The following is a 22,739-nucleotide window of genomic DNA, read 5'->3' on the forward strand; positions in this document are numbered from 1 at the left end:
CCCCGTAGCATTCACCTTGAGATGACAGAACCCACGCAGAGCGGCACCACCCGACGCGACCAGCCCGTGCACACCATCGACGTGCCCAACAGCATCAACATGGTGACGCTGCTGGGCCCCAACGACGAGCACCTCGGGCTGTGGGAGCAGGCGTTCGACGCCGACATCCACGTGCGCGGCAACCGGGTGACGCTCAAGGGCGAGTCCCACGAGCTCGCGCTCGCGGAGCGGCTGATCGACGAGCTGGTCGCGATCCTGCGCACCGGGCAGGGCCTGACCCCCGAGATCGTCGAGCGTGCGATCACCATGCTGCGGGCGGAGAGCCAGGAGCGGCCGGCCGACGTGCTGAGCCTCAACATCCTGAGCAACCGCGGCCGCACGATCCGCCCCAAGACGCTCAACCAGAAGCGCTACGTCGACGCGATCGACAAGCACACCATCGTGTTCGGCATCGGCCCGGCCGGCACCGGCAAGACCTACCTCGCGATGGCCAAGGCCGTGCAGGCGCTGCAGGGCAAGCAGGTCAACCGGATCATCCTGACCCGGCCGGCGGTCGAGGCGGGGGAGCGGCTGGGCTACCTGCCCGGCACCCTCAGCGAGAAGATCGACCCCTACCTGCGCCCGCTCTACGACGCGCTGCACGACATGATCGACCCCGAGTCGATCCCCAAGCTGCTGGCCGCCGGCACGATCGAGGTCGCCCCCCTGGCCTACATGCGCGGCCGGTCCCTCAACGACGCGTTCATCATCCTCGACGAGGCACAGAACACCTCGCCCGAGCAGATGAAGATGTTCCTCACCCGCCTCGGCTTCGGCTCCAAGATGGTCGTCACCGGCGACACCACCCAGGTCGACCTGCCCGGCGGCATCCGCAGCGGCCTGCGCGTGGTCGAGGGCATCCTCGACGAGGTCAAGGACATCTCCTTCCAGCGGCTCACCTCCCACGACGTGGTCCGCCACCGGCTGGTCGGGCGCATCGTCGCGGCCTACGAGGAGTACGACGCCCAGCACCCGAGCCAGCACAACCAGCACGGCCAGCACCCGCAACCCACCCAGCAGCCCCAGCAGGGCGGGCACCGCAGCCGATGAGCATCGAGATCCTCGAGGAGTCCGAGACCTCCGTCGACGTACGCCGGATGGCCGCGCTGAGCCGCTTCGTGCTCGAGCGGCTGCGGGTCCATCCCCAAGCCGAGCTGTGCATCAAGCTGGTCGACGAGGAGACCATCGCCGAGCTCAACGGGCAGTGGATGGGCAAGGACGGGCCGACCGACGTGCTCGCCTTCCCCATGGACGAGCTGCGTCCCGGACAGGCCCACGAGGAGCCCGAGGAGGGCGTGCTCGGTGACCTGGTGATCTGCCCACGGGTCGCGCACCGCCAGGCCCAGGAGGCCCGCGAGCGTGGCCAGGCCGGCTACTCCGGCGAGCAGGAGGTCGACCTGCTCACGGTGCACGGCATCCTGCACCTGCTCGGCTACGACCACGCCGAGCCCGAGGAGCACGCCGAGATGTTCGGCCTGCAGGCCCGGCTGCTGGCGGAGTGGGCAGGGGAGACGTGAGCGGTCAGGAGACCGTGCTCCTCGTCCTCGCGGCGGTCCTCGTGGTCGTCGCGGGGGTCTTCTCCAGCGCCGACGCCGCCCTGGCCAACGTCTCCAAGGTCCGCGCCGAGGAGCTGGTCGCCGAGCGTCGGGCCGGGGCCGCCCGGCTGCTGACCATCGCGACGGACCCGGCCCGCTACCTCAACACCGCCCTGTTCCTGCGCATGTTCTGCGAGGTGCTCGCCACCGTCCTGGTCGCCGAGGTCGTGCTGCCGCTGTTCGACTCGCGCTGGGTCGGGGTGCTGCTCGCCGCGGGCGTGATGGTGGTGCTGCAGTTCGTCGTCATCGGCGTGGGTCCCCGCACGGTCGGCCGACAGCACGCGCAGCGCATCGCGCTGCTCACCGCCGGCGTCGTGACCCTGTTCACCAGGGTGCTCGGACCGCTGCCCCAGCTGCTGATCATCCTCGGCAACATCATCACCCCGGGCCGCGGCTTCAGCGAGGGGCCGTTCTCCTCCGAGGCCGAGCTGCGCGAGCTGGTCGACCTGGCCGAGGCGAGCCGGGTGATCGAGTCGGGCGAGCGGGCGATGATCCACTCCGTCTTCGAGCTCGGGGACACGATCGTGCGCGAGGTGATGGTGCCGCGCACCGACGTGGTCTTCATCGAGCGCAGCAAGACGCTGCGGCAGGCGATGTCGCTGGCCCTGCGCAGCGGCTTCTCGCGCATCCCGGTGGTCGGCGACAACCTCGACGACGTGATCGGGGTGGCCTACCTCAAGGACGTCACGCGCCGGGTCTTCGACAAGCACGACGCCGAGACGACCGAGCGCATCGAGACCGTGCTGCGACCGGTGATGTACGTCCCGGACTCCAAGCCCGTCGACGCGCTCCTGCGCGAGATGCAGGCCGAGCGCAAGCACGTGGCCATCGTCGTCGACGAGTACGGCGGCACCGCGGGCCTGGTGACCATCGAGGACATCCTCGAGGAGATCGTCGGGGAGATCACCGACGAGTACGACAAGGACGAGGTCGAGGTCGAGCGGCTGGCCGACGGGTCGGTGCGGGTCAGCTCGCGCTTCATGGTCGACGACCTCGAGGAGCTGTGCGGTGTCGCGATCGACGACGACGACGTGGACACCCTCGGCGGGCTGATGGCCAAGCACCTCGGTCGCGTGCCGATCCCCGGGTCGGTCGTGGAGACCGAGGGGCTGCGCCTGCAGGCCGAGGGCCTGGCCGGGCGCCGCAACCGCATCAGCACCGTCGTGGTGAGCCGGCTCCAACCGGTCGAGGACGACGAGGACGAGCCCCAAGGAGCGCACGCGTGAGCATCACCTTCGAGGACCCCGACGACAAGAAGCTGGCGACCCTGGCCCGGGCCACCCGGGCCCGCACCCGTGCCGCCGAGGGGGCGTGCGTCCGCGACCAGGACGGCCGCACCTACGCCGGTGCCACGGTCGCGCTCGAGCACCTCCGGGTCTCGGCCGTCGGCGTGGCGCTCTCGATGGCGGCCTCCAGCGGAGCGACGAGCCTCGAGGCCGTCGCCGTGGTGACCGAGGGCGACCTCGACGCGGGCGACCTGGCCGCCGTACGCGAGCTCGGGGGGGACTCCGTCACCGTCTTCCGCTGCGCCCCCGACGGCAGCCCGGTGGAGCAGGTCACGGCGTGACCGCACCGAGCGAGCAGGGCTTCCGCAGCGGGTTCGCCTGCTTCGTCGGCCGGCCCAACGCGGGCAAGTCGACGCTGACCAACGCGCTGGTCGGCACCAAGGTCGCGATCACCTCCTCCAAGCCGCAGACCACGCGCACCGTCGTGCGCGGCATCGTCCACCGGCCGGACGCCCAGCTGGTGCTGGTCGACACCCCGGGACTGCACCGTCCCCGCACGCTGCTGGGCGAGCGGCTCAACGACCTGGTCACCGCGACCTGGTCCGAGGTCGACGTCGTCGCGGTCTGCTTCCCGGCCGACCAGCGCATCGGCCCGGGCGACCGTCACCTGGTCACCGAGCTGGCCAAGACCCGCAAGGGCCCACGGTTCGCGGTCGCGACCAAGACCGACCTGGTCAGCCGTGAGCGGCTGGTGGAGCACCTCGGCGAGATCGCCGAGCTGGGCCGCGAGACCGGCACCGACTGGGCCGAGGTCGTGCCGGTCTCGGCGGTGTCCGGGGAGCAGGTGGGCCTGCTGACCGACCTGCTCGTCGCGCAGCTGCCCGAGGGACCCCCGCTCTACCCCGACGGCGAGCTCACCGACACCCCCGAGGAGGCGATCGTCGCCGACCTCATCCGCGAGGCCGCGCTCGAGGGGGTGCGCGACGAGCTCCCGCACTCGATCGCCGTCGTCGTGGAGGAGATGGGGCTGCGCCGCGACCGGCCCGAGGGCAAGCCGCTGCTCGACGTGCACGCCAACCTCTTCGTCGAGCGGCAGTCCCAGAAGGGCATCGTCATCGGCCACCAGGGGTCGCGGCTGCGCGAGGTGGGGACCACGGCCCGCCGTAGCATCGAAGCCATGCTCGGCACCCCGGTCTACCTCGACCTGCGCGTCAAGGTGGCCAAGGACTGGCAGCGCGACCCGCGCCAGCTGCGCCGCCTGGGGTTCTGAGGTGGACGTCCGGCGGCACGTCGGGCCGGCCCCGACGGGGCTGAGGATGACCGCGCTGGACCCCGAGCCCGAGCTCGTCCGGCTCCCGTGGAACAAGCCGCTCGAGGAGTGGGACGACGACCCCCGTGTGGTCGACCTGCCCCGCGGCATCTCCCGCCACGTGGTCCGCATCGTGCGCGTCGGTGACCGGATGTGCGCGATCAAGGAGACCCAGCGCGAGATGGCCGAGCGGGAGTACGCCATCCTCCGCGAGCTGCGCCACCTCGGCCTGCCGGCGGTCAAGCCACGGGCCGTGGTCTACAACCGCCGCTCGCTCGACGGGGAGGAGCTGCCCGCCGCGCTCATCACCCGTCACCTGCGCTACTCGATGCCCTACCGGATGCTGTTCTCCCACGGCCTCCACTCCGACAGCCTCCCCGCCCTGATCGACGCACTGGTCGTGCTGCTGGTGCGGCTCCACCTGGCCGGCTTCTACTGGGGTGACGTGTCGTTGTCCAACGTGCTGTTCCGGCGCAACGCGGGCGAGTTCGCGGCCTACCTCGTCGACGCCGAGACCGGGGAGCTGCACGAGTCGCTGTCCACCGGCATGAGGGAGTACGACGTCGAGGTCGGCTGCCAGAACGTCTTCGCCGAGCTGCTCGACCTGCACGCCGGCGGCATGCTCGAGGAGACCTGCGACCCCTCCGACGTGGTGCAGCGGCTGCAGGAGCGCTACGACCGGCTCTGGACCGCCCTCACCACGACCGAGGAGTTCGACGCCGACCAGATGTGGCAGATCGAGCAGTGGGTGGAGTCGATCAACGAGCTCGGCTTCGACGTCGAGGAGATGGACATCGAGACCAAGGCGGAGGGTGCGCGCGTCCAGCTGCGCCCCCGCGTGGTGGAGGCCGGGCACCACACCCGCGAGCTGCAGTCGCTGACCGGGCTGGTGGTGGAGGACGCGCTGGCCCGCCGGCTGCTCAACGACATGGGTGCCTTCTGCGCCTACTGGCACCTCGGCGAGATGCCGCGCGAGTACGTCGCCCGCCGGTGGCTGCGCGAGGCCTACGAGCCGCTGGTCGCACGGATCCCCGAGGAGCACCGCGCGACCCTCGACCCGGCCCAGTTCTTCCACGACGTGCTCGTGCACCGCTGGTTCCTCTCCGAGAACGCCGGTGAGGAGATCGACCTGTGGGAGACCCTCGACGACTACGTCGACAACGTGCTGCCCGGCCTGCCCCGGGTCGCCAGGTGACCAGGTGACCCGGCCCGTCGCGCACCCCTGGGACCCCGAGCGCTACCTCGCCCACGCCGACGAGCGCGGCCGCCCCTTCGTGGAGCTCCTCGCCCGCGTCGGGGCGCGGTCCCCGCGTCGGGTGGTGGACCTCGGGTGCGGGCCCGGCAACCTGACGGCCCTGCTCGCCGACCGGTGGCCCGGGGCCGACGTGCTCGGGATCGACAGCAGCGAGGCCATGGTCGCCGCGGCCCGTGCGCGTGGCGACGCGGTCCGCCACGAGGTGGGAGACGCGCGCGACTGGGCGCCCGACGCGCCGGTCGACGTGCTGAGCCGAGCCACGTCCTGCGGCGCGCTCTGGCCGCCGAGCCGCCGTACGCCGAGGACACGTGGGACCTGCCCGAGCCCGCCTCGCACGACCCGGAGACCTACTTGCGCGCCCTGCAGGCGCTCGGCTGCCGGGCCGTCGACACCTGGGAGACGACCTACCCTCCACGTCCTGCACGGCGACGACCCGGTGCTGTCGTGGATCTCCGGCACGAGCCTGCGACCACGCTGCACGCACTGCCCCAGGACCTGCGCGAGCGGTTCACCGCCGAGCTGGGGGAGAGGCTGCGCGAGGCCTACCCGCCCTCGCCCGGTCCCGGGCACGGCGTGGTGCTGCCCTTCCGCCGGGTGTTCGCGGTCGCGCACCGGTGAGGCATCATCGGAGCGTGTCCACCTCCGGCCAGACCCCTCACCACTTGTCCAGCTCCGGCGTCATCGGGTCCGGTGGTCGCTACCCGCTCCACGAGCGGCCGGCCCGGTCGCTGCGCATCGGCGGCACCCCGGTCCTGCCCGTCGGCCCGCTGCGGGTCTACTCCTGCGGCATCACGCCCTACGACGTCACGCACGTCGGGCACGCGGCCACCTTCGTGTGGGCCGACGCGGTCGCGGCCGTGGGCCGGGCCTCCGGCGCCGAGGTGCTGCTGGCCCGCAACGTCACCGACGTCGACGACGTGCTGACCGAGGCCGCCGCGCGCAAGGGCTGGCCCTACGACGAGCTCGCCTCGACCCAGGAGTTCCTCTTCGACCGCGACATGCGTGCGCTGGCGGTCGCGCCGCCGCAGGTCGCCCCCCATGCCCGGTCCCACGTGACGGCCGTGATCCGGCTGGCCTCGGCGCTGCTCGAGCGCGGCGCGGCCTACGAGGCCGCGGGCCACGTGTGGTTCCGCGGTGCCGACCTCTTCGAGGCCGCCGGCCTCGACCCCGAGACCGCCCTCCGCCTGAGCCAGGAGTACGGCGACCAGCCCGACGGCCCCGCGGCGGACGCACGCGAGTCGGTGTTCGACGTCCCGGTGTGGCGGCCGAGCAGCGAGGACGTCCCGGCCTGGCCGAGCCCCTGGGGCTGGGGTCGTCCGGGCTGGCACGCCGAGTGCGCCGCGATGGCGATGTGCAGCCTCGGCAGCAGCGTCGAGGTGCTCCTCGGCGGCCAGGACCTCGCCTTCCCGCACCACGCCTACCAGTCCCGCATGGTCGAGACGGCCTCGGGCGCGACCCCGTTCGCCCAGACCGTGGTGCACGTCGGCGAGGTGCGGGTCGAGGGCCGCAAGATGGCCAAGTCGGTCGGCAACCTGGTGCTGGTGGCCGACCTGCTCGAGCGCTTCTCCGGCAGCGCCCTGCGCCTGGGCCTGCTCCACCGGCGCTGGTCCGAGCCGTGGGAGTGCACCGACGAGGTCTTCGCCGAGGCCGACAGCGTCCTGACCGGGCTCCGCAAGGCGGCCGGCGGCTCCCTGCCCCCGCGCCACCACGACGCGGTGCTCGACCGGCTGGTCGACGACCTCGACGTGCCGGGGGCCGTCGCGCTCGCGCTCGAGCAGGGGGGCGAGGCCGCGGCCTACCTCCTCGACGTCCTGGAGCTGCACCGCGACTGAGCGGCTCCCACCGGGAGGCCGGGGTCAGCTCAGGAGAGCAGCTCCACCACGGCCTGGTCGACCTGGTCGCGCGCCCGGTCCTGGTCCTGGTCGAGCCGCTTCAACGCCTCGGCGATGGTGGTGTCGGACTCGTAGAGGTCGATCACCTGCGGGTTGACGTAGGAGGAGCGGCACACCGTCGGGGTGTTGCCGAGCAGCTCGGAGGCGCCGACGATCGCCTCGCGGACGACCTTGGTGCGCGCGCGCTTGGAGGTCACCGGCTCGGCCGAGGCGACGGCCATGGCCACGTGGACGGTGGCGTGCCAGGTGCGGAAGTCCTTGGCGGTGACCTCGAGGTCGAACAGCTCGCGGATGTGGTCGTTGATCTGGCCCGGCTGGACAGCCACCCAGCGGTTGCCGACCTTGGCGCTCAGCAGGCGGGCGTCGGAGCGGCGGCGGCCGGCCATCGCGTCGACCACCGCCGTCATCAGCGGGTCGGTGAGCGTGATGCAGTGCTCGATGCCGGACTTGCCGACGAAGCAGAACACCCGGCCCTCGCCGTCGCGCGTGACGTGGCGGCGCTCCAGCGTGGTGAGGCCGTAGGCGCCGTTGGTCTCCGCGGACGCCTCGGAGCCGAGCCGGAAGCAGCCCAGGTCGACCAGGCGGACGGCGGCCGAGAGCGCGGTGGTGAGGTCGACGCGCTCCCAGCCGCTGAGGTCCTGGCGCAGCCGCTCGCGCACCCGCGGCAGCTTGACCGCCATCTCGAGCACGCGGTCGAACTTGGCCTCGTCGCGCTTCTGGCGCCAGTAGGGGTGGTAGAGGTACTGGCGGCGCCCCGCCTCGTCGGTGCCGACCGCCTGCAGGTGGGCGTTGGGGTGCGGGGAGATCCACACGTCGCGCCAGGCCGGCGGGATGACCAGGGCCTTGACCCGGGCGACCTCCTCGGGCCCGAGGGGCGTGCCGTCCACGTCGAGGTAGCGGTGGCCGCGCCCGTGGCGCACCCGGGTCCAGCCGGGGTCCCGGGTCGAGACGGTTCGAAGACGAGGCACGCTCAGGAATTACCCGGCCCGAGAGGGCCGGAAACGGGCCCGGCAGGGTGACGTGCTCACCCGGACGTGACGGGACCCCGGCACCGTGGCGCCGGGGTCCGGTCAGGGTCGTGCAGGGTCGTGCAGGGTCGTGCAGGGTCGTGCAGGGGGTCGTCAGCGGAAGATGCTGTAGCCCCCGGGGCCGACGAGGCAGGCGACCACCAGCAGGACGATGCCGATGAGGATGTCCCCACCGACGATGCGGATGATGCCGTAGATGGCGATCGCGGCAGCGATCAGCCAGAGGATGAATGCCATGGGGGTTGTTCCTCCCGACTCGGTGCGAGCGGCTCTCTTCCCGCTCACAGGTGCGACCTTGCGGCCACCAGGAGCAATACCCCCGGATCCTGCGGTCTACTCGTCCGTGGACGACAGAACCGGCGGCCCACCCTGAGGTGGGCCGCCGGATCGCGCCGTCACGAGGGTCGGGAGGGACCAGGGAGGGACCGTGGCGACCGGAGGGAGGGAGCTCGTCAGACGGTGACCCGCTGGCGCGGGATGCGCTGGCTGACCAGGGTGCGGCCGATGGTCGAGGCCCGCTCGGGCAGCGTGCCCGCGGGGGCCAGGCCGGCGATGCGCGCCAGGAGGGCGTGCTCCTGGGCGGTCGGCTCCCACAGCACCGGGTGGGTGTCGTGGGTGTCGAGGATGCGACGCAGGGTCGGGTGGGAGGCGGCGACCTCGTCGTAGAGGTCGCGGACGTCGACGGCGGTGCGCTCGGCGACGATCTCGCCGCGGTGCAGGCGGGCGACCAGGACGCGGACCCACTCGCGGTGCACCTCGAGCAGGACCTCCTCGTCGTCGGCGAAGTGGGTCTCGACGTCGTCGACGGCCGTCCAGGGGGCGACCACGTCGCCGGTCTCCTGCGCGGCACGCACGATCTCGCGCATCACCGCGCGGCGCTGAACCGAAGTGCTCATGTGTCCCCACCCCATCGTCGTGTCCCAGACCCCACCTCGTCCGGTTCCCGTCCCGGACCCGGTCCCCGATGCCTCCCCGGGGTGCCGTGGCCTCACTATGTCCTTGCAACGAGGCGCGGTTCCAGGAGGTCACGGGTGGACATGCCCTTTTTCTCCCTATTTAGGGAGGAAGGGCATCGTCGGTCCGGCCGTGGGTCACGGGTGCCACGGGACCCTGGTCCCGACTCCGGGCAGGACTGGTCCGAACGGGCCACCCGCCCCCTCCGAACGGGCGGAATCCGCAGGTCGCGGCCGGGTCGCTCGGCGATCCTCCGCCGGTTCGGGACCGAGGTCCCTGACACTCGGGGACGAGAGTCACGACCCCGGGAGGCCAGGGAGGTGGGCACCGTGACCCTGACGACCACGACGACGCTGACGACCATGACGACCACGCCGACCACGCCGACCACGACGACCACGCCGACCACGCCGACCACGCCGAGGACCGGCGGCGACGTCCGCACCCGGCGTACGTCGGCCGTGCGGGTCACCAGCGCCGCGCGGTGCCGCTGCGGCCAGCAGCTCGACTGCTGCGCGCGCAGCCACTGCCCCCGCTGCGGGCGCACGCTCCCTTCGTCCTGAGCGCGTCCCGGGCCTGCTCGCACACTGACTAAGGTGGGCCCGACGGGCTCCACCAGGGCCCTCGGGAGTCGACGGACGAGGGAAGGACGGGCGGCCGCGTGCAGGAGTCGCAGGACCGCATCTGGACCGTCCCCAACGCGCTGAGCCTGCTCCGGCTGGCCCTGCTGCCGGTGTTCCTCTGGCTCGTCCTCGGACCGCAGGCCGACGGCTGGGCGGTCGGGCTCCTGGTGGTGATGGGCCTCAGCGACTACCTCGACGGCTACGTCGCCCGTCGCTTCAACCAGTTCTCGCGGGTGGGGGAGATCCTCGACCCCGTCGCCGACCGGCTCACGATGCTCGTCGCGGTGATCGGCCTCGGCCTGCGCGACATCATGCCGGTGTGGCTCGTGGTCGCGCTGCCCGCGCGGGACCTGTTCCTGTGGACGCTCGTGCCGTTCCTGCGCAGCCGCGGCTACAACTCGCTGCCCGTGCATTTCCTCGGCAAGGCCGCCACCGCCGCGCTGCTCTACACCTTCCCCCTGCTCCTGCTCGGCGACGGGCCCAGCACCGCGGCGGAGGTCTGCCGGGCCATCGGCTGGGCCTTCGCGATCTGGGGCACGTGCATGTACTGGTGGGCCGGTCTCCTCTACGCCTGGCAGGTCCGCACCCTGCTGCGGGAGGTGCCGCGCGTGCGCGACACCGCCGGCACGCCCGGCACCCCTGAGCCGACCGGCCACCGCGGCACCCCCGGGGCCCGCGGGTGAGCACCCCCGGGCCCGCGACGACGCCGGCCCAGCGGCCGCTCCCGCCCCAGGTGACGATGGGGCTGCTGGACTACCTCGTCGCCACCAGCCTCGACGGTGACTACGCCGCCGCAGCGGCGGCGCGGGGCCAGGCAGGAGGCGCCGGGCGACCCGGAGGTGCCGGGCGCGCGAGGGCCCGCCGCCGGCACGGGTGGACCGCGGTCGTGCTCGGTCTCTTCGCGCTCCTGCTGGCGGTCGCCGCCGTGCAGAGCGCGCGTGCCGAGCCGGCCCGCACGCAGAGCCGCGCCTCGTTGGTCTCCGAGGCGCGGTCGGCCGACTCCGCCCTGCGTGCGGCCCGCCGCGACGTCGCCCGGCTGCGGCGCGAGGTCGCGCGGCTCGACCGTCGCCGCGTGCAGCTGGTCCGCAGGGCCGTCGCCACCGACGCCGCCGCCACCCGCCTCGGTGCCGCGACCGGCACCGTCCCGGTCACGGGGCCCGGCATGACGGTGACCGTCGACGACGCCCCCGACGCCACGAACCGTCGCCAGCAGGTCTACGACCAGGACCTCCAGAAGCTGGTCAACGGCCTCTGGGCGGCGGGCGCCGAGGCGGTCGCGATCAACGGGCAGCGGCTCACCGCCCTCAGCGCGATCCGGCTGGCCGGCGAGGCGATCACGGTCAACTTCCGCTCGCTCCGACGGCCCTACGTCGTCTCCGCGATCGGCAATCCGGACGACCTTCCCGCGCGGTTCGTCGACACCGCCGGCGGCACCTGGTGGTTGAATCTCAAGGCGGTCTACGGCCTGCGCCTGGACCTCGAGTCCGCCGACGCGCTGCGCCTGCCGGCCGTGCGCCCGCCGCTGCTGCGCTCGGCGGAGGTCCTCACCCGCGGCGGCCGTGCCGACGGTGCCGACGGGGCTGGAGGAGCCCGCTCGCCCGACCCGACCCCCGACACCCCCGGAGGACCCTCGTGATCGCCGCCCTGGGCCTGTTGCTCGGCATCGTCGTCGGGGTGTTCTTCACCCCCGACGTGCCCTACTGGCTCGAGCCCTACCTGCCCATCGCCGTCGTCGCCGCCCTCGACGCCGTCTTCGGCGCGCTCCGCGCCTTCCTCGACGGCATCTTCGACGACAAGGTCTTCCTCATCTCGTTCGTCAGCAACGTGCTGATCGCGGCGCTCATCGTCTACCTCGGCGACCAGCTCGGCGTCGGCGGCCAGCTCAGCACCGGCGTGGTCGTGGTCCTCGGCATCCGGATCTTCTCCAACGTCGCGGCGATCCGCCGTCACCTGTTCCATGCCTGACCCGACACCGGCCACCACGCCCCCGACCGTCGCCCCGGCCGGGCCGGAGGAGCCACGCCGCCGGGCGCTGCGCGAGCTCCTGCACCCGCGGTGGTCCCGCGGGCAGGCGGTCGCCGCGATCCTGCTGGCCGGGCTCGGCTTCGCGGCGGCCGTGCAGGTGCGCAGCAACGACCAGGACCAGAACTTCACCGGCGCCCGCCAGTCCGACCTCATCGCGCTGATCAACTCGCTCAGCCTGGCCGCGGAGCGTGCGCGCGACGAGATCGACCAGCTCACCCGCACCCGCGACCAGCTGCGGGGCAGCACGAGCAGCGACAGCGCGGCGCTCCGGCTGGCGCGGGAGCAGGAGCGCACCTGGGGGATCCTGGCCGGCACCCTCGCCGTGCGCGGCCCCGGGGTGCGCATCACGGTCGACCCTCGCGGCGCCGGCGTCGGCACCGACCAGATCCTCAACGGCCTGCAGGAGCTGCGCGACGCCGGGGCCGAGTCGATCGAGATCAACGACCGGGTGCGCGTGGTGGCCCAGACCGCGATCACCGACACCTCGGGCGGCGGCGGCCGGGTCGCGGCGATCCGCGTCGACGGCGTGACGCTGCAGCCGCCGTACGTCATCGACGTGATCGGGGACCCCGACACCCTGTCCTCGGGCGTGGACTTCCAGGGCGGATTCGTCACGGAGGTCGAGGACGTCGGGGGCGCGGTCCGCGTCGAGCGGGCCCAGCGCATCGAGATCACCAGCCTGCACGCCACGCAGCGGCTGCGCTACGCCACGCCCGACCCTCAGGACCCGGAGGGCTCGGGGGAGTAGCCTGCGGCCACCACCGATCCGACCCCACCACCCCGCCAGGAGGACCCGACGTGTTTCCCGACGACCTGAGGTACACCGCCGAGCACGAGTGGGTCCGCGGCCCCGAGGGCGACGGTGACGTCGTCCGGATCGGCATCACCGACTACGCCCAGGAGCAGCTCGGCGACATCGTCTACGTCTCGCTGCCGGCGGTCGGCGAGCAGGTCGAGGAGGGCGCGTCGGTGGGCGAGCTGGAGTCGACCAAGTCGGTCTCCGACGTCTACGCACCGCTGTCCGGCGAGGTGGTCGCGGTCAACGAGGCCCTCGACGACCACCCCGAGATGGTCAACGCCGAGGCGTTCGGCGCGGGCTGGCTGTTCGAGCTGAGGCTCGCCGACCCCGCCGCCCTCGACGGACTGCTCGACGCGGCCGCCTACCAGGCCGGCGTCGAGTCCTGACCCGAGGCGGGCCCGGCGGGCCCGGTGGGCCCGGTGGGCCCGGTGGGCCTGCGTGGGCCCGGCGCGGGTTTGCCAGGACGGTTGCCCCGACTGGTAGATTCGCCGAACCATCAACCTCGACCTGTACGTGAAGGTTGAGGCCCCGGTGGTCGCAGGCAGGACCCCCGTCCGAACCCCGTACGAACAGCGCCATCCACCCCCGTCGTCCCAGGAGGACCTCGATGCCGTTCTGCACCGCGTGCGGTCGCCAGAACCCCGACGACGCCCGCTTCTGCGCCCAGTGCGGCACGCGTCTGGTGCAGCTGGACGACACCGGCAGCCAGCCGGCGGTCGGAGGCGGCTCGGGGTCGACCAGCGACTCGACGATCACCTTCCGTGCGCCGGTCAAGGGCGACGCGGAGGAGCGGGCGCTCAACCCGGGCGACGCCGCCGCGGTCGACGCGCTGCCGTCCGGGCACGCGCTCCTGGTGGTCCAGCGCGGCCCCAGCGCCGGGAGCCGCTTCCTGCTGGACACCGACACGGTGACCGCGGGGCGCTCGCCCGACAGCGAGATCTTCCTCGACGACGTCACCGTCTCGCGCCGGCACGCGGAGTTCCGTCGCACCGGTGAGGGGTTCACCGTGCGCGACGTGGGCAGCCTCAACGGCACCTACGTCAACCGCGACCGCATCGACGCGGTGCTCCTGCAGGGCGGCGACGAGGTCCAGATCGGCAAGTTCCGTCTGGTCTACTTCGCCAGCCAGGCCGGTTTCGGCGGCCAGTGACCCGCCCGGGAACCAGCGTGACCGAGGCCGGCGCCGCCCAGGCGCGGATGAACATCGGCGAGGTGCACGCCGCGCTGCGCGAGGAGTTCCCCTCGCTGCTGCTGAGCAAGCTGCGCTACTTCGAGGCCGAGGGCCTGGTCGTGCCCACGCGCACCCCGTCGGGCTACCGCAAGTACTCCTCCGACGACGTCGAGCGGCTCCGCACGGCCCTGGTGCTCCAGCGTGACCACCACCTGCCGCTCAAGATCATCAAGGAGCACCTCGACGCGATGGACCGCGGCCTCGAGCCGCCGGCCCTCTCGTCCGGTCCGCGGGTGCCACGGCTGGTGCTCGCCCCCGACGGTGCCCCCTCCTCGGAGACCTTCGCCACCGACGGCTCGACGCTGCGGCTGACCCGCCGCGAGCTGTGCGCGGCAGCCGAGGTCGACGAGGCGCTGCTCGACGACCTGGAGTCCTACGGCCTGGTCGTCCCCCGGCCCGGGTCGGCGCCCTACGACAACGACGCGATCGTGATCGCCCGGACCGCGGCAGAGCTGGCCTCGTTCGGCATCGAGCCGCGCCACCTGCGGGCCTTCAAGACGGCCGCCGACCGCGAGGTCGGGCTGGTCGAGCAGGTCGCGGCCCCCATCCGGCGCAGCCGCGAACGCGGTGCGGAGGGCCGCGCCGAGGAGGTCACCGGCCAGATCGCCGCCCTCTCGGTGCGCCTGCACGCCACGCTCGTGCGCGTCGGCCTGCGCCGCCTCCGGTGAGTCCTCGCGGCTGGTGCACCGGGGGAGCGAAACCCCGACGTCCGGCCTGATCGCCGGGAGTAGGCTGGCCAGGTGCGCGAAGTCGATGTGGTGGGAGTCCGGGTCGAGATGCCGGCCAACCGGCCGATCGTGCTGCTGCGCGAGTCCCACGGGGACCGCTACCTGCCGATCTGGATCGGCGCGGGGGAGGCGACCGCGATCGCCTTCGCCCAGCAGGGCGTCGTACCCCCTCGCCCCCTGACCCACGACCTGCTCAAGGACGTCCTGGGGGCCACCGGCAACGAGCTCACCGAGGTGCGCATCACCGAGGTCAGCGACGGGGTCTTCTACGCCCTGCTCGTGCTGTCGTCCGGCGCCGAGGTCAGCGCCCGGCCCTCGGACTCGATCGCCCTGGCGCTGCGCACCGGCTCGCGCATCGTCTGCGCCGAGGACGTGCTCGACGAGGCCGGCATCGAGGTGCCCGAGGAAGAGGAGGAGGAGGTCGAGAAGTTCCGCGAGTTCCTCGACTCCGTCTCTCCCGAGGACTTCGAGTCCCCCGACGACGACGCCCCGTCCGACCCTCCGCCGGGCGCCCCACCCGCCTGATCCCGGCGCACTCCGGGCGTGGTCCGGGCGTGATCCGGGCGTGATCCGCGCCGGGTCTCGCGCTCCCGGCGATTAACCTTCACGTTGAGGTTGAAGGTTGCGACACGCCGGGCGCAGACCTTCAAGGTCTTTGACCACGCGAGGGTTCGCGCGTACGGTCGATCTCACTTCGTCGTAGTTCCACCGCTGTAGCCCACTCCGGGCCCCAACGGCTTCCCCTCGGGACTACGCACGACGGAGGCACAGAGCGGAGGACACCGTGACTGGCACGAGCGATCAGGCGCCGGGCACCGACGAGAGCGTGGCGCAGGCGCAGGTCGCCGCCGGGGAGCAGGGTCTGCTCTTCGACGACGAGCTGTCCCCGCTGCCCGGTGACGTCGGCTACCGCGGCCCCACCGCCTGCAAGGCCGCCGGCATCACCTACCGCCAGCTGGACTACTGGGCCCGCACCGGCCTCGTCGAGCCCACCGTCCGCGGCGCCTCCGGCTCCGGGTCCCAGCGGCTCTACTCCTTCCGCGACATCCTGCTGCTCAAGGTGATCAAGCGGCTGCTCGATGCCGGCATCTCGCTGCAGCAGATCCGCACCGCCGTCCAGCACCTGCGTGCGCGCGGCACCGACGACCTGACCCGCGTGACGCTGATGAGCGACGGCGCCAGCGTCTACGAGTGCACCTCCAGCGACGAGGTCATCGACCTGCTCAGCGGCGGCCAGGGCGTCTTCGGCATCGCGATCGGCGGCGTCTGGCGCGAGATCGAGGGCTCGCTGTCCGAGCTGCCCTCGGAGAAGGCAGGGGAGGAGCCGGGCGAGGGGCCCGACGAGCTCTCCAGCCGCCGCGCGGCCAAGCTCACGGGCTGACCGCTCCCCGTCCACACAGCGAGGGCCGGGTCGACCAGGTGGTCGACCCGGCCCTGGTGCGTTCCGGGGTGTCGGCGCTCAGGCGTCGGTGGTCTCCGCGGAGTCCGCGCCGTGGTGGGCGGCCTCGAGCAGCGAGGAGATGAACGCCGGCAGGTCGTCGGGGTTGCGGCTGGTGATGAGGTTGCCGTCCACGACGACCCGGTCGTCCTTCCACTCGCCACCGGCGTTGCGGATGTCGGTCTGCAGGCTCGGCCACGAGGTGAGGGTGCGGCCCTTGAGGACGTCGGCCTCCACGAGGGTCCACGGGGCGTGGCAGATCGCCGCCACGGGCTTGCCCGAGCGTACGAAGTCACCGACGAAGGCGACCGCGGTCTCGTCCATGCGCAGGGCGTCGGGGTTGGCCACCCCGCCCGGCAGGACCAGGACGTCGAAGTCGTCGACGGACACGTCGCCGACGAGCTCGTCGACCGGGCGCGTCTCGGCCTTGTCGAGGTGGTCGAAGGTCTGCACGTCGCCCTCGGCGGTGCTGAGCAGCACGGCCTCGTGACCGGCGTCGCGCACGGCGTCCCACGGGTCGGTCAGCTCCACGCGCTCGATGCCCTCGGGAGCGACGAGGAACGCGAACCGCTGGGTGGACTGCTGGCTGGGGCTGGACTGGTGCTGGGTCTCGGTCATGACCTCATCGTTCCCGGACGGTTGACACGTCATTCCCCCCCGAGGGGGTGGTGCCCCCGCTCGTCGGTGGCCCGTCGGTGGCCCGTCGGGGGCACGGCGGGCTGGTAGCCTGACGGTGCCGTGATGCTGTGCGCGAGAGTCTCGCCGGGCCACGCTCGGTGGGCGCCGAAGGGGCAATTCCTCCCCGGAACCTCTCAGGCACCAGGAGCGCACAGTCAGGCACTCTGGAGCGACGGGTCCCCCTGCCGTGACAGAGGGGGAGGCTGACCGACACCCGCATCCACAGGGAGCCAGCCTCGTGACCCAGATCCCGTCCGCCTCCGGCCGCCTGCCGTTCGTGGCCCGTCACATCGGGCCGTCCGAGGACGAGCAGCGCGCGATGCTCGCCGAGCTGGGCTACGCCTCCCTCGAGGAGCTCATGGACGCAGCGGTGCCCGGTGGCATCCGCTCGGCCGACCAGCTCGACCTCCCGCCTGCGGCCGACGAGGAGGAGGCCGCCGCCGACCTCCGTCGTCTCGCGGCGACCAACCGTCCGCTCGAGCCGATGATCGGCCTGGGCTACCACGGCACCGTCACCCCGGCGGTCGTCCGGCGCAACGTGCTCGAGGACCCCGCCTGGTACACCGCCTACACGCCCTACCAGCCCGAGATCTCCCAGGGCCGGCTCGAGGCGCTGCTCAACTTCCAGACCATGGTCGGCGACCTCACCGGCCTGCCCACCGCCAACGCCTCCCTGCTCGACGAGGGCACCGCGGCGGCCGAGGCGATGACGCTGGTGCGCCGCGCGGTGCGCGGGGCGACCGGCCCGTTCGTCGTCGACGTCGACGCGCTCCCGCAGACGATCGCGGTCGTGCGCACCCGGGCCGAGGCGATGGGCATCGAGGTGGTCGTGGCCGACGTGTCGGCCGGGCTCCCCTCCGACCTGGAGTCGGTGAGCGGGGTGCTCGTGCAGTACCCCGGCGCCTCGGGTGCCGTCCGCGACCCCCGCCCGGCCATCGAGGCCGCCCACGCCGCGGGGGGCCTGGCCGTCGTGGCTGCCGACATCCTCGCCCTCACGCTGCTCGAGTCGCCCGGCGCGCTCGGCGCCGACGTGGTGGTCGGCAGCACCCAGCGCTTCGGCGTCCCGCTGTTCTACGGCGGCCCGCACGCCGGCTACATGGCCGTCCGCGCCGGGCTCGAGCGCCACCTGCCCGGTCGCCTGGTCGGGGTGTCGGTCGACGCCGAGGGCCGTCCGGCCTACCGCCTGGCTCTGCAGACGCGCGAGCAGCACATCCGCCGCGACAAGGCGACCTCCAACATCTGCACCGCCCAGGTGCTGCTGGCCGTCGTCGCCGGGATGTACGCCGTCTACCACGGTCCCGACGGGCTGCGCGCGATCGCGCAGGCGGTCAACCGGCGGGCGGTCGGGTTCGCGGCATGGCTGCGCACCGGCGACGTCGAGGTCGTCAACGACACCGTCTTCGACACCCTGACCGTCCGTGTCCCCGGCCGTGCGACGGAGGTCGTGGCTGCCGCGCGCGAGGGCGGGATCCACCTGCGCCTGGTGGACGAGGACCAGGTCGGCGTCGCCTTCTCCGAGACCACCACCGACGCCCACGTCGCGACGCTGGGACAGGTCTTCGGCCTGGCGCCGACCGGGTGGTTCGGCTACGCCGGGGTGCCGGGCGACCTGGAGCGCACCACGCCGTTCCTCACCCACGAGGTGTTCAACAGCCACCGGTCCGAGACCTCGATGCTGCGCTACCTCGGGCGGCTCGCCCGGCGCGACTACGCCCTGGACCGCGGGATGATCCCGCTCGGCTCCTGCACCATGAAGCTCAACGCCACCACCGAGATGGAGCCGATCGGCCTGCCGGGCTTTGCGAACCTGCACCCGTTCGCGCCTGCCGAGGACGCGCTCGGCTACACCGAGCTGGTCCACCAGCTGCAGCGGTGGCTCGCCGAGGTCACCGGCTACGACGAGGTGTCGATCCAGCCCAACGCAGGCTCCCAGGGCGAGCTGTCCGGGCTGCTCGCGATCCGCGGCTACCACCACGCCAACGGGGACACCGAGCGCGACGTCTGCCTGATCCCGTCCTCCGCCCACGGCACCAACGCCGCCAGCGCGGTGATGGCCGGCATGCGGGTCGTCGTGGTCAAGGCCTCCGACGACGGCTCGGTCGACCTCGACGACCTGCGTGCCCAGTGCGAGAAGCACGCCGACCGGCTCGCCGCGATCATGGTCACCTACCCCTCGACCCACGGCGCCTACGAGGACGGCATCGGCGAGCTGTGCCGCATCGTCCACGAGCACGGCGGCCAGGTCTACGTCGACGGCGCCAACCTCAACGCCCTGCTCGGCTACGCCAAGCCCGGCGAGTTCGGCGGCGACGTCTCCCACCTCAACCTGCACAAGACGTTCTGCATCCCCCACGGTGGTGGGGGACCCGGCGTCGGGCCCGTGGCGGTGCGGGCGCACCTGGCGCCGTACCTCCCGAGCCACCCGGGCCACCCCGAGGAGGACCGGCGCGACGGCATCGGCCCGATCAGCGCGGCGCCCTACGGCTCGGCGGGCATCCTGCCGATCAGCTGGGCCTACGTCCGGATGATGGGCGCCGAGGGTCTCACCCGGGCGACCGCGGTCGCGGTGCTCAGCGCCAACTACGTCGCCCACCGGCTGCGCGAGCACTACCCGGTGCTCTACCGCGGCCACAACGACCTGGTCGCGCACGAGTGCATCCTCGACCTGCGCGAGCTGACCCGCAGCAGCGGCGTGACCGTCGACGACGTCGCCAAGCGGCTGGTCGACTACGGCTTCCACTCCCCGACGATGAGCTTCCCGGTCGCGGGCACGCTCATGGTCGAGCCGACCGAGTCCGAGGACCTCGGCGAGCTGGACCGCTTCGTCGAGGCGATGATCGCGATCCGTCGCGAGATCGAGCGGGTCGAGGCGGGGGAGTGGCCGGTGGTGGACTCGCCGCTGCGCAACGCCCCGCACACCGCCGACGCCGTCCTCTCCGAGAAGTGGGAGCGGCCCTACTCCCGCGACCTCGGCGCGCAGCCGACCGGTCACGACCCCGACAAGTACTGGCCGCCGGTCGCCCGGATCGACCAGGCCTACGGCGACCGCAACCTGGTGTGCTCCTGCCCCTCGCCGGAGGCCTTCGCCCAGGACTGAGCACGTCGGGCCGGTGCGCACCGGGGCGCGTGCCATCCTGGCCGGGTGCCCGTCACCGAGCCCACCGCCCGACGCCTGCGCGTGACCCTCGCCGAGGAGCAGGTCCGCGGCCGGGTGCCGTCGCTGGTCGCGGCGATCACCCGCGACGGCGTGCTGGAGTGGCGCGGCTCCTACGGCGAGGCCACGGGCGCCGCCGACACCCCGGCGGTCGACCTGCAGTACCGCATCGGCTCGATCACCAAGACGATGACGGCCGTGCTGGTCCTCCAGCTCGAGGACGAGGGGCGGCTGTCGCTGTCCGACCCGCTCGGCAAGCACCTGCCCGGCACGGCGTACGCCGACCGCACGCTGCGCGAGCTGCTCGCCCACGCCGGCGGACTGCCGGCCGAGCCCCCGGGCGACTGGTGGGAGCGGGTCGACGGCGGCCCGTTCGACGCCCTGGCCGAGTCGCTCGGCGAGGGCTCGGCCGCGTTCGCGTCCGGGGAGACCTTCCACTACAGCAACCTGGGGTTCGGGCTGCTCGGCGAGGTGGTCGCCCGGCAGCGCGGCCGGACCTGGTGGGAGGCGCTGTGCGCACACCTGCTCGAGCCGTTGGGCATGCTGCGCACGACCTACGACCCGTTCGAGCCCCACGCCCAGGGCTGGTCGGTCCACCCGGGCACGGGAGAGCTGGTCCAGGAACCGCACACCGACACCGGCGCGATGGCCGCGGCCGGCCAGGTGTGGAGCACCGTCATGGACCTGGCGACCTTCGCCGACCTGCTCGTGCGGGGGCACCGGGAGGTGCTGCCGTCTGCGGCGCTGGAGCGGATGTGCACCCCGCAGTCCGGCACGGCCGCGGGTGGTCTCGCCTCGGCGTACGGACTGGGCGTGCGGCTCTTCGCCGGTGGCTCCGGGACCCTGGTGGGCCACACGGGCTCGATGCCCGGCTTCCAGGCCACCCTGCTCGTCGACCGTCCGCGACTCACCGGCGGGGTGGCGCTGACCAACAGCACCACCGGCGCCCGCCTGCCGGCCCTGGTGCTGGCCCTCCTCGACCGGCTCCACGACGAGGAGCCTCGGCTGCCCGAGCCGTGGCTGCCGAGCGTCGAGGTCCCCGACCCCGTGCGCGAGGTGGTCGGCACGTGGCACTGGGGCAACACCCCGCTGGACCTCGTCTGGCAGGGCGACACGCTGGTCTCGCGCTACCGCACCGGCGAGGTGCACGGCACCTGGCGGCTCGAGCAGGGTCGGTTCGTGGGCGCCACCGGCTACCACCACGGCGAGGCGATCGAGGTGGTCCGGCGGCCCGACGGCTCGGTGAGCCACCTGGTCGTGTCCACCTTCGTGCTCACGCGCACGCCGTATGACCCCGCGGCGCCGATCCCCGGTGGCGTCCCCCCGACGCACTGAGCGGCCTCAGAGCGCCGCGCTCACCGAGCTCATGTGGAAGTCGGGGACGCGGAGGGCGGGCGTCGCGGTGCGGCTGAACACGTCGCCCCACTCGCGACCGAACGACGGCACCGTGGCGCCGGCGGCGGAGAAGCGCGCGAGGAGGTCGAGCGGGCTCTCGTTGAACCGGAAGTTGTTGACCGCGCCCACCACCTCGCCGCCCTCGACGAGGTAGACGCCGTCCCGGGTCAGGCCGGTGAGCAGGAGCGTCTGGGCGTCGACGGTGCGCATGTACCACAGGCAGGTCAGCAGCAGGCCGTGCTCGAGGTCGCCCACCAGCTCGGCCTCCCCGCCCGTCGCACCGTCGACCGAGAGCAGCAGGTTGTCGATCGCGGGCGTGACCGGCTGCCCGGTCAGCGCCGCGGTCTCGCGGGTCTGCAGCAGCGAGGTGAGCCGGCCCTCGCTGATCCAGGAGGTCTCCTCCAGCGGCAGGCCGTTGTCGAACACGCTGCTGACCTCGCTGCTGGAGGACGCGACCACGAACGGGCGTGACTCGAGCCCGGGGTGACGCGGGTCGCTCCACAGGTGGACCGACGGGTGGGCCAGCTGCTCGCCGATGCGGGTGCCGCCACCGGGCCGGGCGTAGGCCGAGCGACCGTCGTCCGCAGCGCGGGCCGAGGAGTCCCAGTAGGCATGGATCATCAGGTCGGCCACCGCCCCGGGAGGCAGGACCGTGTCGTAGCGTCCGGCCGGCAGGTCGACCCGGCGCTGCGCCCAGGCCAGCCTGCGCTCGAGGGTGCGCTCCATCGCGTCCACGTCGACGTCGCTGAAGTCGCGGGTCGCGCCACCGACCCAGGCGCTGGCCGAGAGGTCGTCCGGCTTGGCGGTGCAGCCCCAGTGACCGCTGGGCTGCACGTGGCGCAGCCGCAGGCCGGTGGAGGAGCCGAGGTAGGTGGTGGTCACCTCGTGGTCGACGAAGCCGTAGAGCACCCGCCCGCCGCTGGTCGCGCGTGCGAAGGCCTGTCCGAGCGCGGGCGCGACGTCGCGGTAGACGTCGATGTCGGTCTGCTCGGGCAGGTCGTGCCAGTCGAGCGAGGCCGGTCCCTGCACGAGAGGCGCCGCGTCGGGCGCGGCCTCGGACTGCGCCGCGGCGGCGTCGGCCTGCGCGACCAGGGCGAGCACCTGCTCGGTGGTCGCCGCGGTGCCGGTGACCGACGCGGAGGCGACGCCCTCGTCGCGCTCGACGAAGGACACCACGGTCACGTCGCTGCGGCCCATCACGCCGTTGGTGGTGAGGGTGCTGTTGGCCCAGCGCAGGTTGGCGCTGGTCGAGGCGTCGACGACGACGAGGCAGTCGTCAGCGGTCGAGGCGGCCAGGGCGTCCTCGACGAGGTGCTGGGGGACCCACTGCGCGGGCGGAGGGGTGGGGGAGGTCGTCATCGCGTGTCTCC

Annotated in this window: 25 protein-coding genes, 1 pseudogene and 1 riboswitch; of the genes and pseudogenes, 21 read left to right on the forward strand and 5 right to left on the reverse strand. The window is 73.0% G+C overall.

The genetic code is table 11. The features are described from left to right. The first annotated feature begins 9 nt into the window (after nt 1-9). From J2S63_RS19325 to J2S63_RS19365, 9 genes and pseudogenes are all read left to right on the forward strand, one after another. Nucleotides 10-1,089, forward strand: a complete 1,080-nt coding sequence (locus tag J2S63_RS19325) for a PhoH family protein (protein WP_374725146.1) — start codon at nt 10-12, stop codon at nt 1,087-1,089. After that, a complete protein-coding gene (gene ybeY, locus J2S63_RS19330) occupies nt 1,086-1,556 on the forward strand; it encodes an rRNA maturation RNase YbeY (RefSeq protein WP_310305781.1) in 471 nt (156 codons plus the stop codon). The genes J2S63_RS19325 and ybeY overlap by 4 nt, the downstream gene beginning before the upstream one ends. After that, complete coding sequence (locus J2S63_RS19335; RefSeq protein WP_310305783.1) at nt 1,553-2,860, forward strand: hemolysin family protein; 1,308 nt, start codon at nt 1,553-1,555, stop codon at nt 2,858-2,860. Before ybeY ends, J2S63_RS19335 begins: the two co-directional genes overlap by 4 nt. After that, nucleotides 2,857-3,201: a cytidine deaminase-like protein gene (locus tag J2S63_RS19340; RefSeq protein WP_310305786.1), complete on the forward strand. Its 345-nt coding sequence runs from the start codon at nt 2,857-2,859 to the stop codon at nt 3,199-3,201. The genes J2S63_RS19335 and J2S63_RS19340 overlap by 4 nt, the downstream gene beginning before the upstream one ends. Next, entirely contained in the window at nt 3,198-4,130 is a 933-nt protein-coding gene (era, locus tag J2S63_RS19345; RefSeq protein WP_310305789.1) for a GTPase Era, read from the forward strand. The genes J2S63_RS19340 and era overlap by 4 nt, the downstream gene beginning before the upstream one ends. A 46-nt stretch (nt 4,131-4,176) precedes the next feature. Continuing rightward, nucleotides 4,177-5,364: a DUF4032 domain-containing protein gene (locus J2S63_RS19350; protein ID WP_310305793.1), complete on the forward strand. Its 1,188-nt coding sequence runs from the start codon at nt 4,177-4,179 to the stop codon at nt 5,362-5,364. A 124-nt stretch (nt 5,365-5,488) separates the two neighbouring features. Further along, nucleotides 5,489-5,650, forward strand: a pseudogene (locus J2S63_RS19355) (class I SAM-dependent methyltransferase); the annotation flags it as partial. Between the two features lie 218 nt (nt 5,651-5,868). Then, complete coding sequence (locus J2S63_RS19360; protein ID WP_310305795.1) at nt 5,869-6,042, forward strand: hypothetical protein; 174 nt, start codon at nt 5,869-5,871, stop codon at nt 6,040-6,042. A gap of 14 nt (nt 6,043-6,056) precedes the next feature. Next, the gene (locus tag J2S63_RS19365) at nt 6,057-7,256 is read left to right on the forward strand and encodes a cysteine--tRNA ligase (protein ID WP_310305797.1); all 1,200 of its coding nucleotides are present in this window, start codon (nt 6,057-6,059) and stop codon (nt 7,254-7,256) included. A gap of 29 nt (nt 7,257-7,285) precedes the next feature. Here J2S63_RS19365 and J2S63_RS19370 read toward each other — a convergent pair whose 3' ends face one another. The 3 genes from J2S63_RS19370 to J2S63_RS19380 all read right to left on the reverse strand — a co-directional run bounded on the left by J2S63_RS19370 (nt 7,286) and on the right by J2S63_RS19380 (nt 9,240). Next, nucleotides 7,286-8,284 carry a DNA topoisomerase IB gene (locus J2S63_RS19370; RefSeq protein ID WP_310305799.1) on the reverse strand — a complete coding sequence of 333 codons (999 nt, stop codon included), beginning with the start codon at nt 8,282-8,284 and terminating at the stop codon, nt 7,286-7,288. Between the two features lie 153 nt (nt 8,285-8,437). Then, nucleotides 8,438-8,581 (reverse strand): GPGG-motif small membrane protein, encoded by a 144-nt coding sequence (locus tag J2S63_RS19375; RefSeq protein WP_310305801.1) that lies wholly within the window; start codon nt 8,579-8,581, stop codon nt 8,438-8,440. A 215-nt stretch (nt 8,582-8,796) separates the two neighbouring features. Further along, a complete protein-coding gene (locus J2S63_RS19380) occupies nt 8,797-9,240 on the reverse strand; it encodes a hypothetical protein (protein ID WP_310305804.1) in 444 nt (147 codons plus the stop codon). A gap of 387 nt (nt 9,241-9,627) precedes the next feature. On the opposite strand from J2S63_RS19380, the gene J2S63_RS19385 reads away from it, so the two are divergent. The 10 genes from J2S63_RS19385 to J2S63_RS19430 all read left to right on the forward strand — a co-directional run bounded on the left by J2S63_RS19385 (nt 9,628) and on the right by J2S63_RS19430 (nt 16,085). Further along, the gene (locus J2S63_RS19385) at nt 9,628-9,861 is read left to right on the forward strand and encodes a hypothetical protein (protein ID WP_310305807.1); all 234 of its coding nucleotides are present in this window, start codon (nt 9,628-9,630) and stop codon (nt 9,859-9,861) included. Nucleotides 9,862-9,959: 98 nt separating this feature from the next. Then, nucleotides 9,960-10,604, forward strand: a complete 645-nt coding sequence (gene clsA, locus J2S63_RS19390) for a cardiolipin synthase ClsA (RefSeq protein WP_310305808.1) — start codon at nt 9,960-9,962, stop codon at nt 10,602-10,604. Continuing rightward, nucleotides 10,601-11,557, forward strand: a complete 957-nt coding sequence (locus tag J2S63_RS19395; protein ID WP_310305810.1) for a DUF881 domain-containing protein — start codon at nt 10,601-10,603, stop codon at nt 11,555-11,557. The genes clsA and J2S63_RS19395 overlap by 4 nt, the downstream gene beginning before the upstream one ends. Next, nucleotides 11,554-11,886: a small basic family protein gene (locus J2S63_RS19400; protein WP_310305812.1), complete on the forward strand. Its 333-nt coding sequence runs from the start codon at nt 11,554-11,556 to the stop codon at nt 11,884-11,886. The genes J2S63_RS19395 and J2S63_RS19400 overlap by 4 nt, the downstream gene beginning before the upstream one ends. Further along, nucleotides 11,879-12,694 (forward strand): DUF881 domain-containing protein, encoded by an 816-nt coding sequence (locus tag J2S63_RS19405; RefSeq protein ID WP_310305814.1) that lies wholly within the window; start codon nt 11,879-11,881, stop codon nt 12,692-12,694. Before J2S63_RS19400 ends, J2S63_RS19405 begins: the two co-directional genes overlap by 8 nt. 50 nt (nt 12,695-12,744) lie before the next feature. Then, nucleotides 12,745-13,131, forward strand: a complete 387-nt coding sequence (gcvH, locus tag J2S63_RS19410) for a glycine cleavage system protein GcvH (protein ID WP_310305816.1) — start codon at nt 12,745-12,747, stop codon at nt 13,129-13,131. Nucleotides 13,132-13,352: 221 nt separating this feature from the next. Continuing rightward, nucleotides 13,353-13,895 carry a zinc-ribbon and FHA domain-containing protein gene (locus J2S63_RS19415; RefSeq protein WP_310305818.1) on the forward strand — a complete coding sequence of 181 codons (543 nt, stop codon included), beginning with the start codon at nt 13,353-13,355 and terminating at the stop codon, nt 13,893-13,895. A gap of 17 nt (nt 13,896-13,912) precedes the next feature. Further along, on the forward strand, nt 13,913-14,644 hold the full coding sequence (gene ftsR / locus J2S63_RS19420; RefSeq protein WP_310305820.1) for a transcriptional regulator FtsR: 732 nt from the start codon (nt 13,913-13,915) through the stop codon (nt 14,642-14,644). Nucleotides 14,645-14,716: 72 nt separating this feature from the next. Further along, nucleotides 14,717-15,229: a bifunctional nuclease family protein gene (locus J2S63_RS19425; protein WP_310305822.1), complete on the forward strand. Its 513-nt coding sequence runs from the start codon at nt 14,717-14,719 to the stop codon at nt 15,227-15,229. A 301-nt stretch (nt 15,230-15,530) separates the two neighbouring features. After that, entirely contained in the window at nt 15,531-16,085 is a 555-nt protein-coding gene (locus J2S63_RS19430) for a MerR family transcriptional regulator (RefSeq protein ID WP_310306752.1), read from the forward strand. Nucleotides 16,086-16,163: 78 nt separating this feature from the next. Here the strand turns inward: J2S63_RS19430 and J2S63_RS19435 are convergent, their stop codons facing one another. Next, nucleotides 16,164-16,760, reverse strand: a complete 597-nt coding sequence (locus J2S63_RS19435; RefSeq protein WP_310305825.1) for a type 1 glutamine amidotransferase domain-containing protein — start codon at nt 16,758-16,760, stop codon at nt 16,164-16,166. A 121-nt stretch (nt 16,761-16,881) separates the two neighbouring features. After that, nucleotides 16,882-16,980: riboswitch (glycine riboswitch) on the forward strand. A 159-nt stretch (nt 16,981-17,139) separates the two neighbouring features. Between J2S63_RS19435 and gcvP the strand changes: the two genes are divergently transcribed. Then, nucleotides 17,140-19,917, forward strand: a complete 2,778-nt coding sequence (gene gcvP / locus J2S63_RS19440; RefSeq protein WP_374725147.1) for an aminomethyl-transferring glycine dehydrogenase — start codon at nt 17,140-17,142, stop codon at nt 19,915-19,917. 45 nt (nt 19,918-19,962) lie between these two features. Then, a complete protein-coding gene (locus tag J2S63_RS19445) occupies nt 19,963-21,309 on the forward strand; it encodes a serine hydrolase domain-containing protein (protein WP_310305831.1) in 1,347 nt (448 codons plus the stop codon). Between the two features lie 6 nt (nt 21,310-21,315). On the opposite strand, the gene J2S63_RS19450 is transcribed toward J2S63_RS19445, so the two are convergent. After that, nucleotides 21,316-22,728 (reverse strand): metallopeptidase TldD-related protein, encoded by a 1,413-nt coding sequence (locus tag J2S63_RS19450; protein ID WP_310305834.1) that lies wholly within the window; start codon nt 22,726-22,728, stop codon nt 21,316-21,318. Nucleotides 22,729-22,739 lie beyond the last annotated feature (11 nt).

Source organism: Nocardioides marmoribigeumensis, from assembly GCF_031458325.1.
Taxonomy (GTDB): Bacteria; Actinomycetota; Actinomycetes; order Propionibacteriales; family Nocardioidaceae; genus Marmoricola_A; species Marmoricola_A marmoribigeumensis.

What these genes read in the sequence shown, in the direction of transcription:
- J2S63_RS19350 (WP_310305793.1), top strand. Translation starts at nt 4,177, where the DNA reads ATGACCGCGCTGGACCCCGAGCCCGAGCTCGTCCGGCTCCCGTGGAAC.
- J2S63_RS19435 (WP_310305825.1), bottom strand. Translation starts at nt 16,760, where the DNA reads ATGACCGAGACCCAGCACCAGTCCAGCCCCAGCCAGCAGTCCACCCAG.
- J2S63_RS19415 (WP_310305818.1), top strand. Translation starts at nt 13,353, where the DNA reads ATGCCGTTCTGCACCGCGTGCGGTCGCCAGAACCCCGACGACGCCCGC.
- J2S63_RS19405 (WP_310305814.1), top strand. Translation starts at nt 11,879, where the DNA reads ATGCCTGACCCGACACCGGCCACCACGCCCCCGACCGTCGCCCCGGCC.
- J2S63_RS19450 (WP_310305834.1), bottom strand. Translation starts at nt 22,728, where the DNA reads ATGACGACCTCCCCCACCCCTCCGCCCGCGCAGTGGGTCCCCCAGCAC.
- ybeY (WP_310305781.1), top strand. Translation starts at nt 1,086, where the DNA reads ATGAGCATCGAGATCCTCGAGGAGTCCGAGACCTCCGTCGACGTACGC.
- J2S63_RS19375 (WP_310305801.1), bottom strand. Translation starts at nt 8,581, where the DNA reads ATGGCATTCATCCTCTGGCTGATCGCTGCCGCGATCGCCATCTACGGC.
- gcvP (WP_374725147.1), top strand. Translation starts at nt 17,140, where the DNA reads ATGCTCGCCGAGCTGGGCTACGCCTCCCTCGAGGAGCTCATGGACGCA.
- J2S63_RS19380 (WP_310305804.1), bottom strand. Translation starts at nt 9,240, where the DNA reads ATGAGCACTTCGGTTCAGCGCCGCGCGGTGATGCGCGAGATCGTGCGT.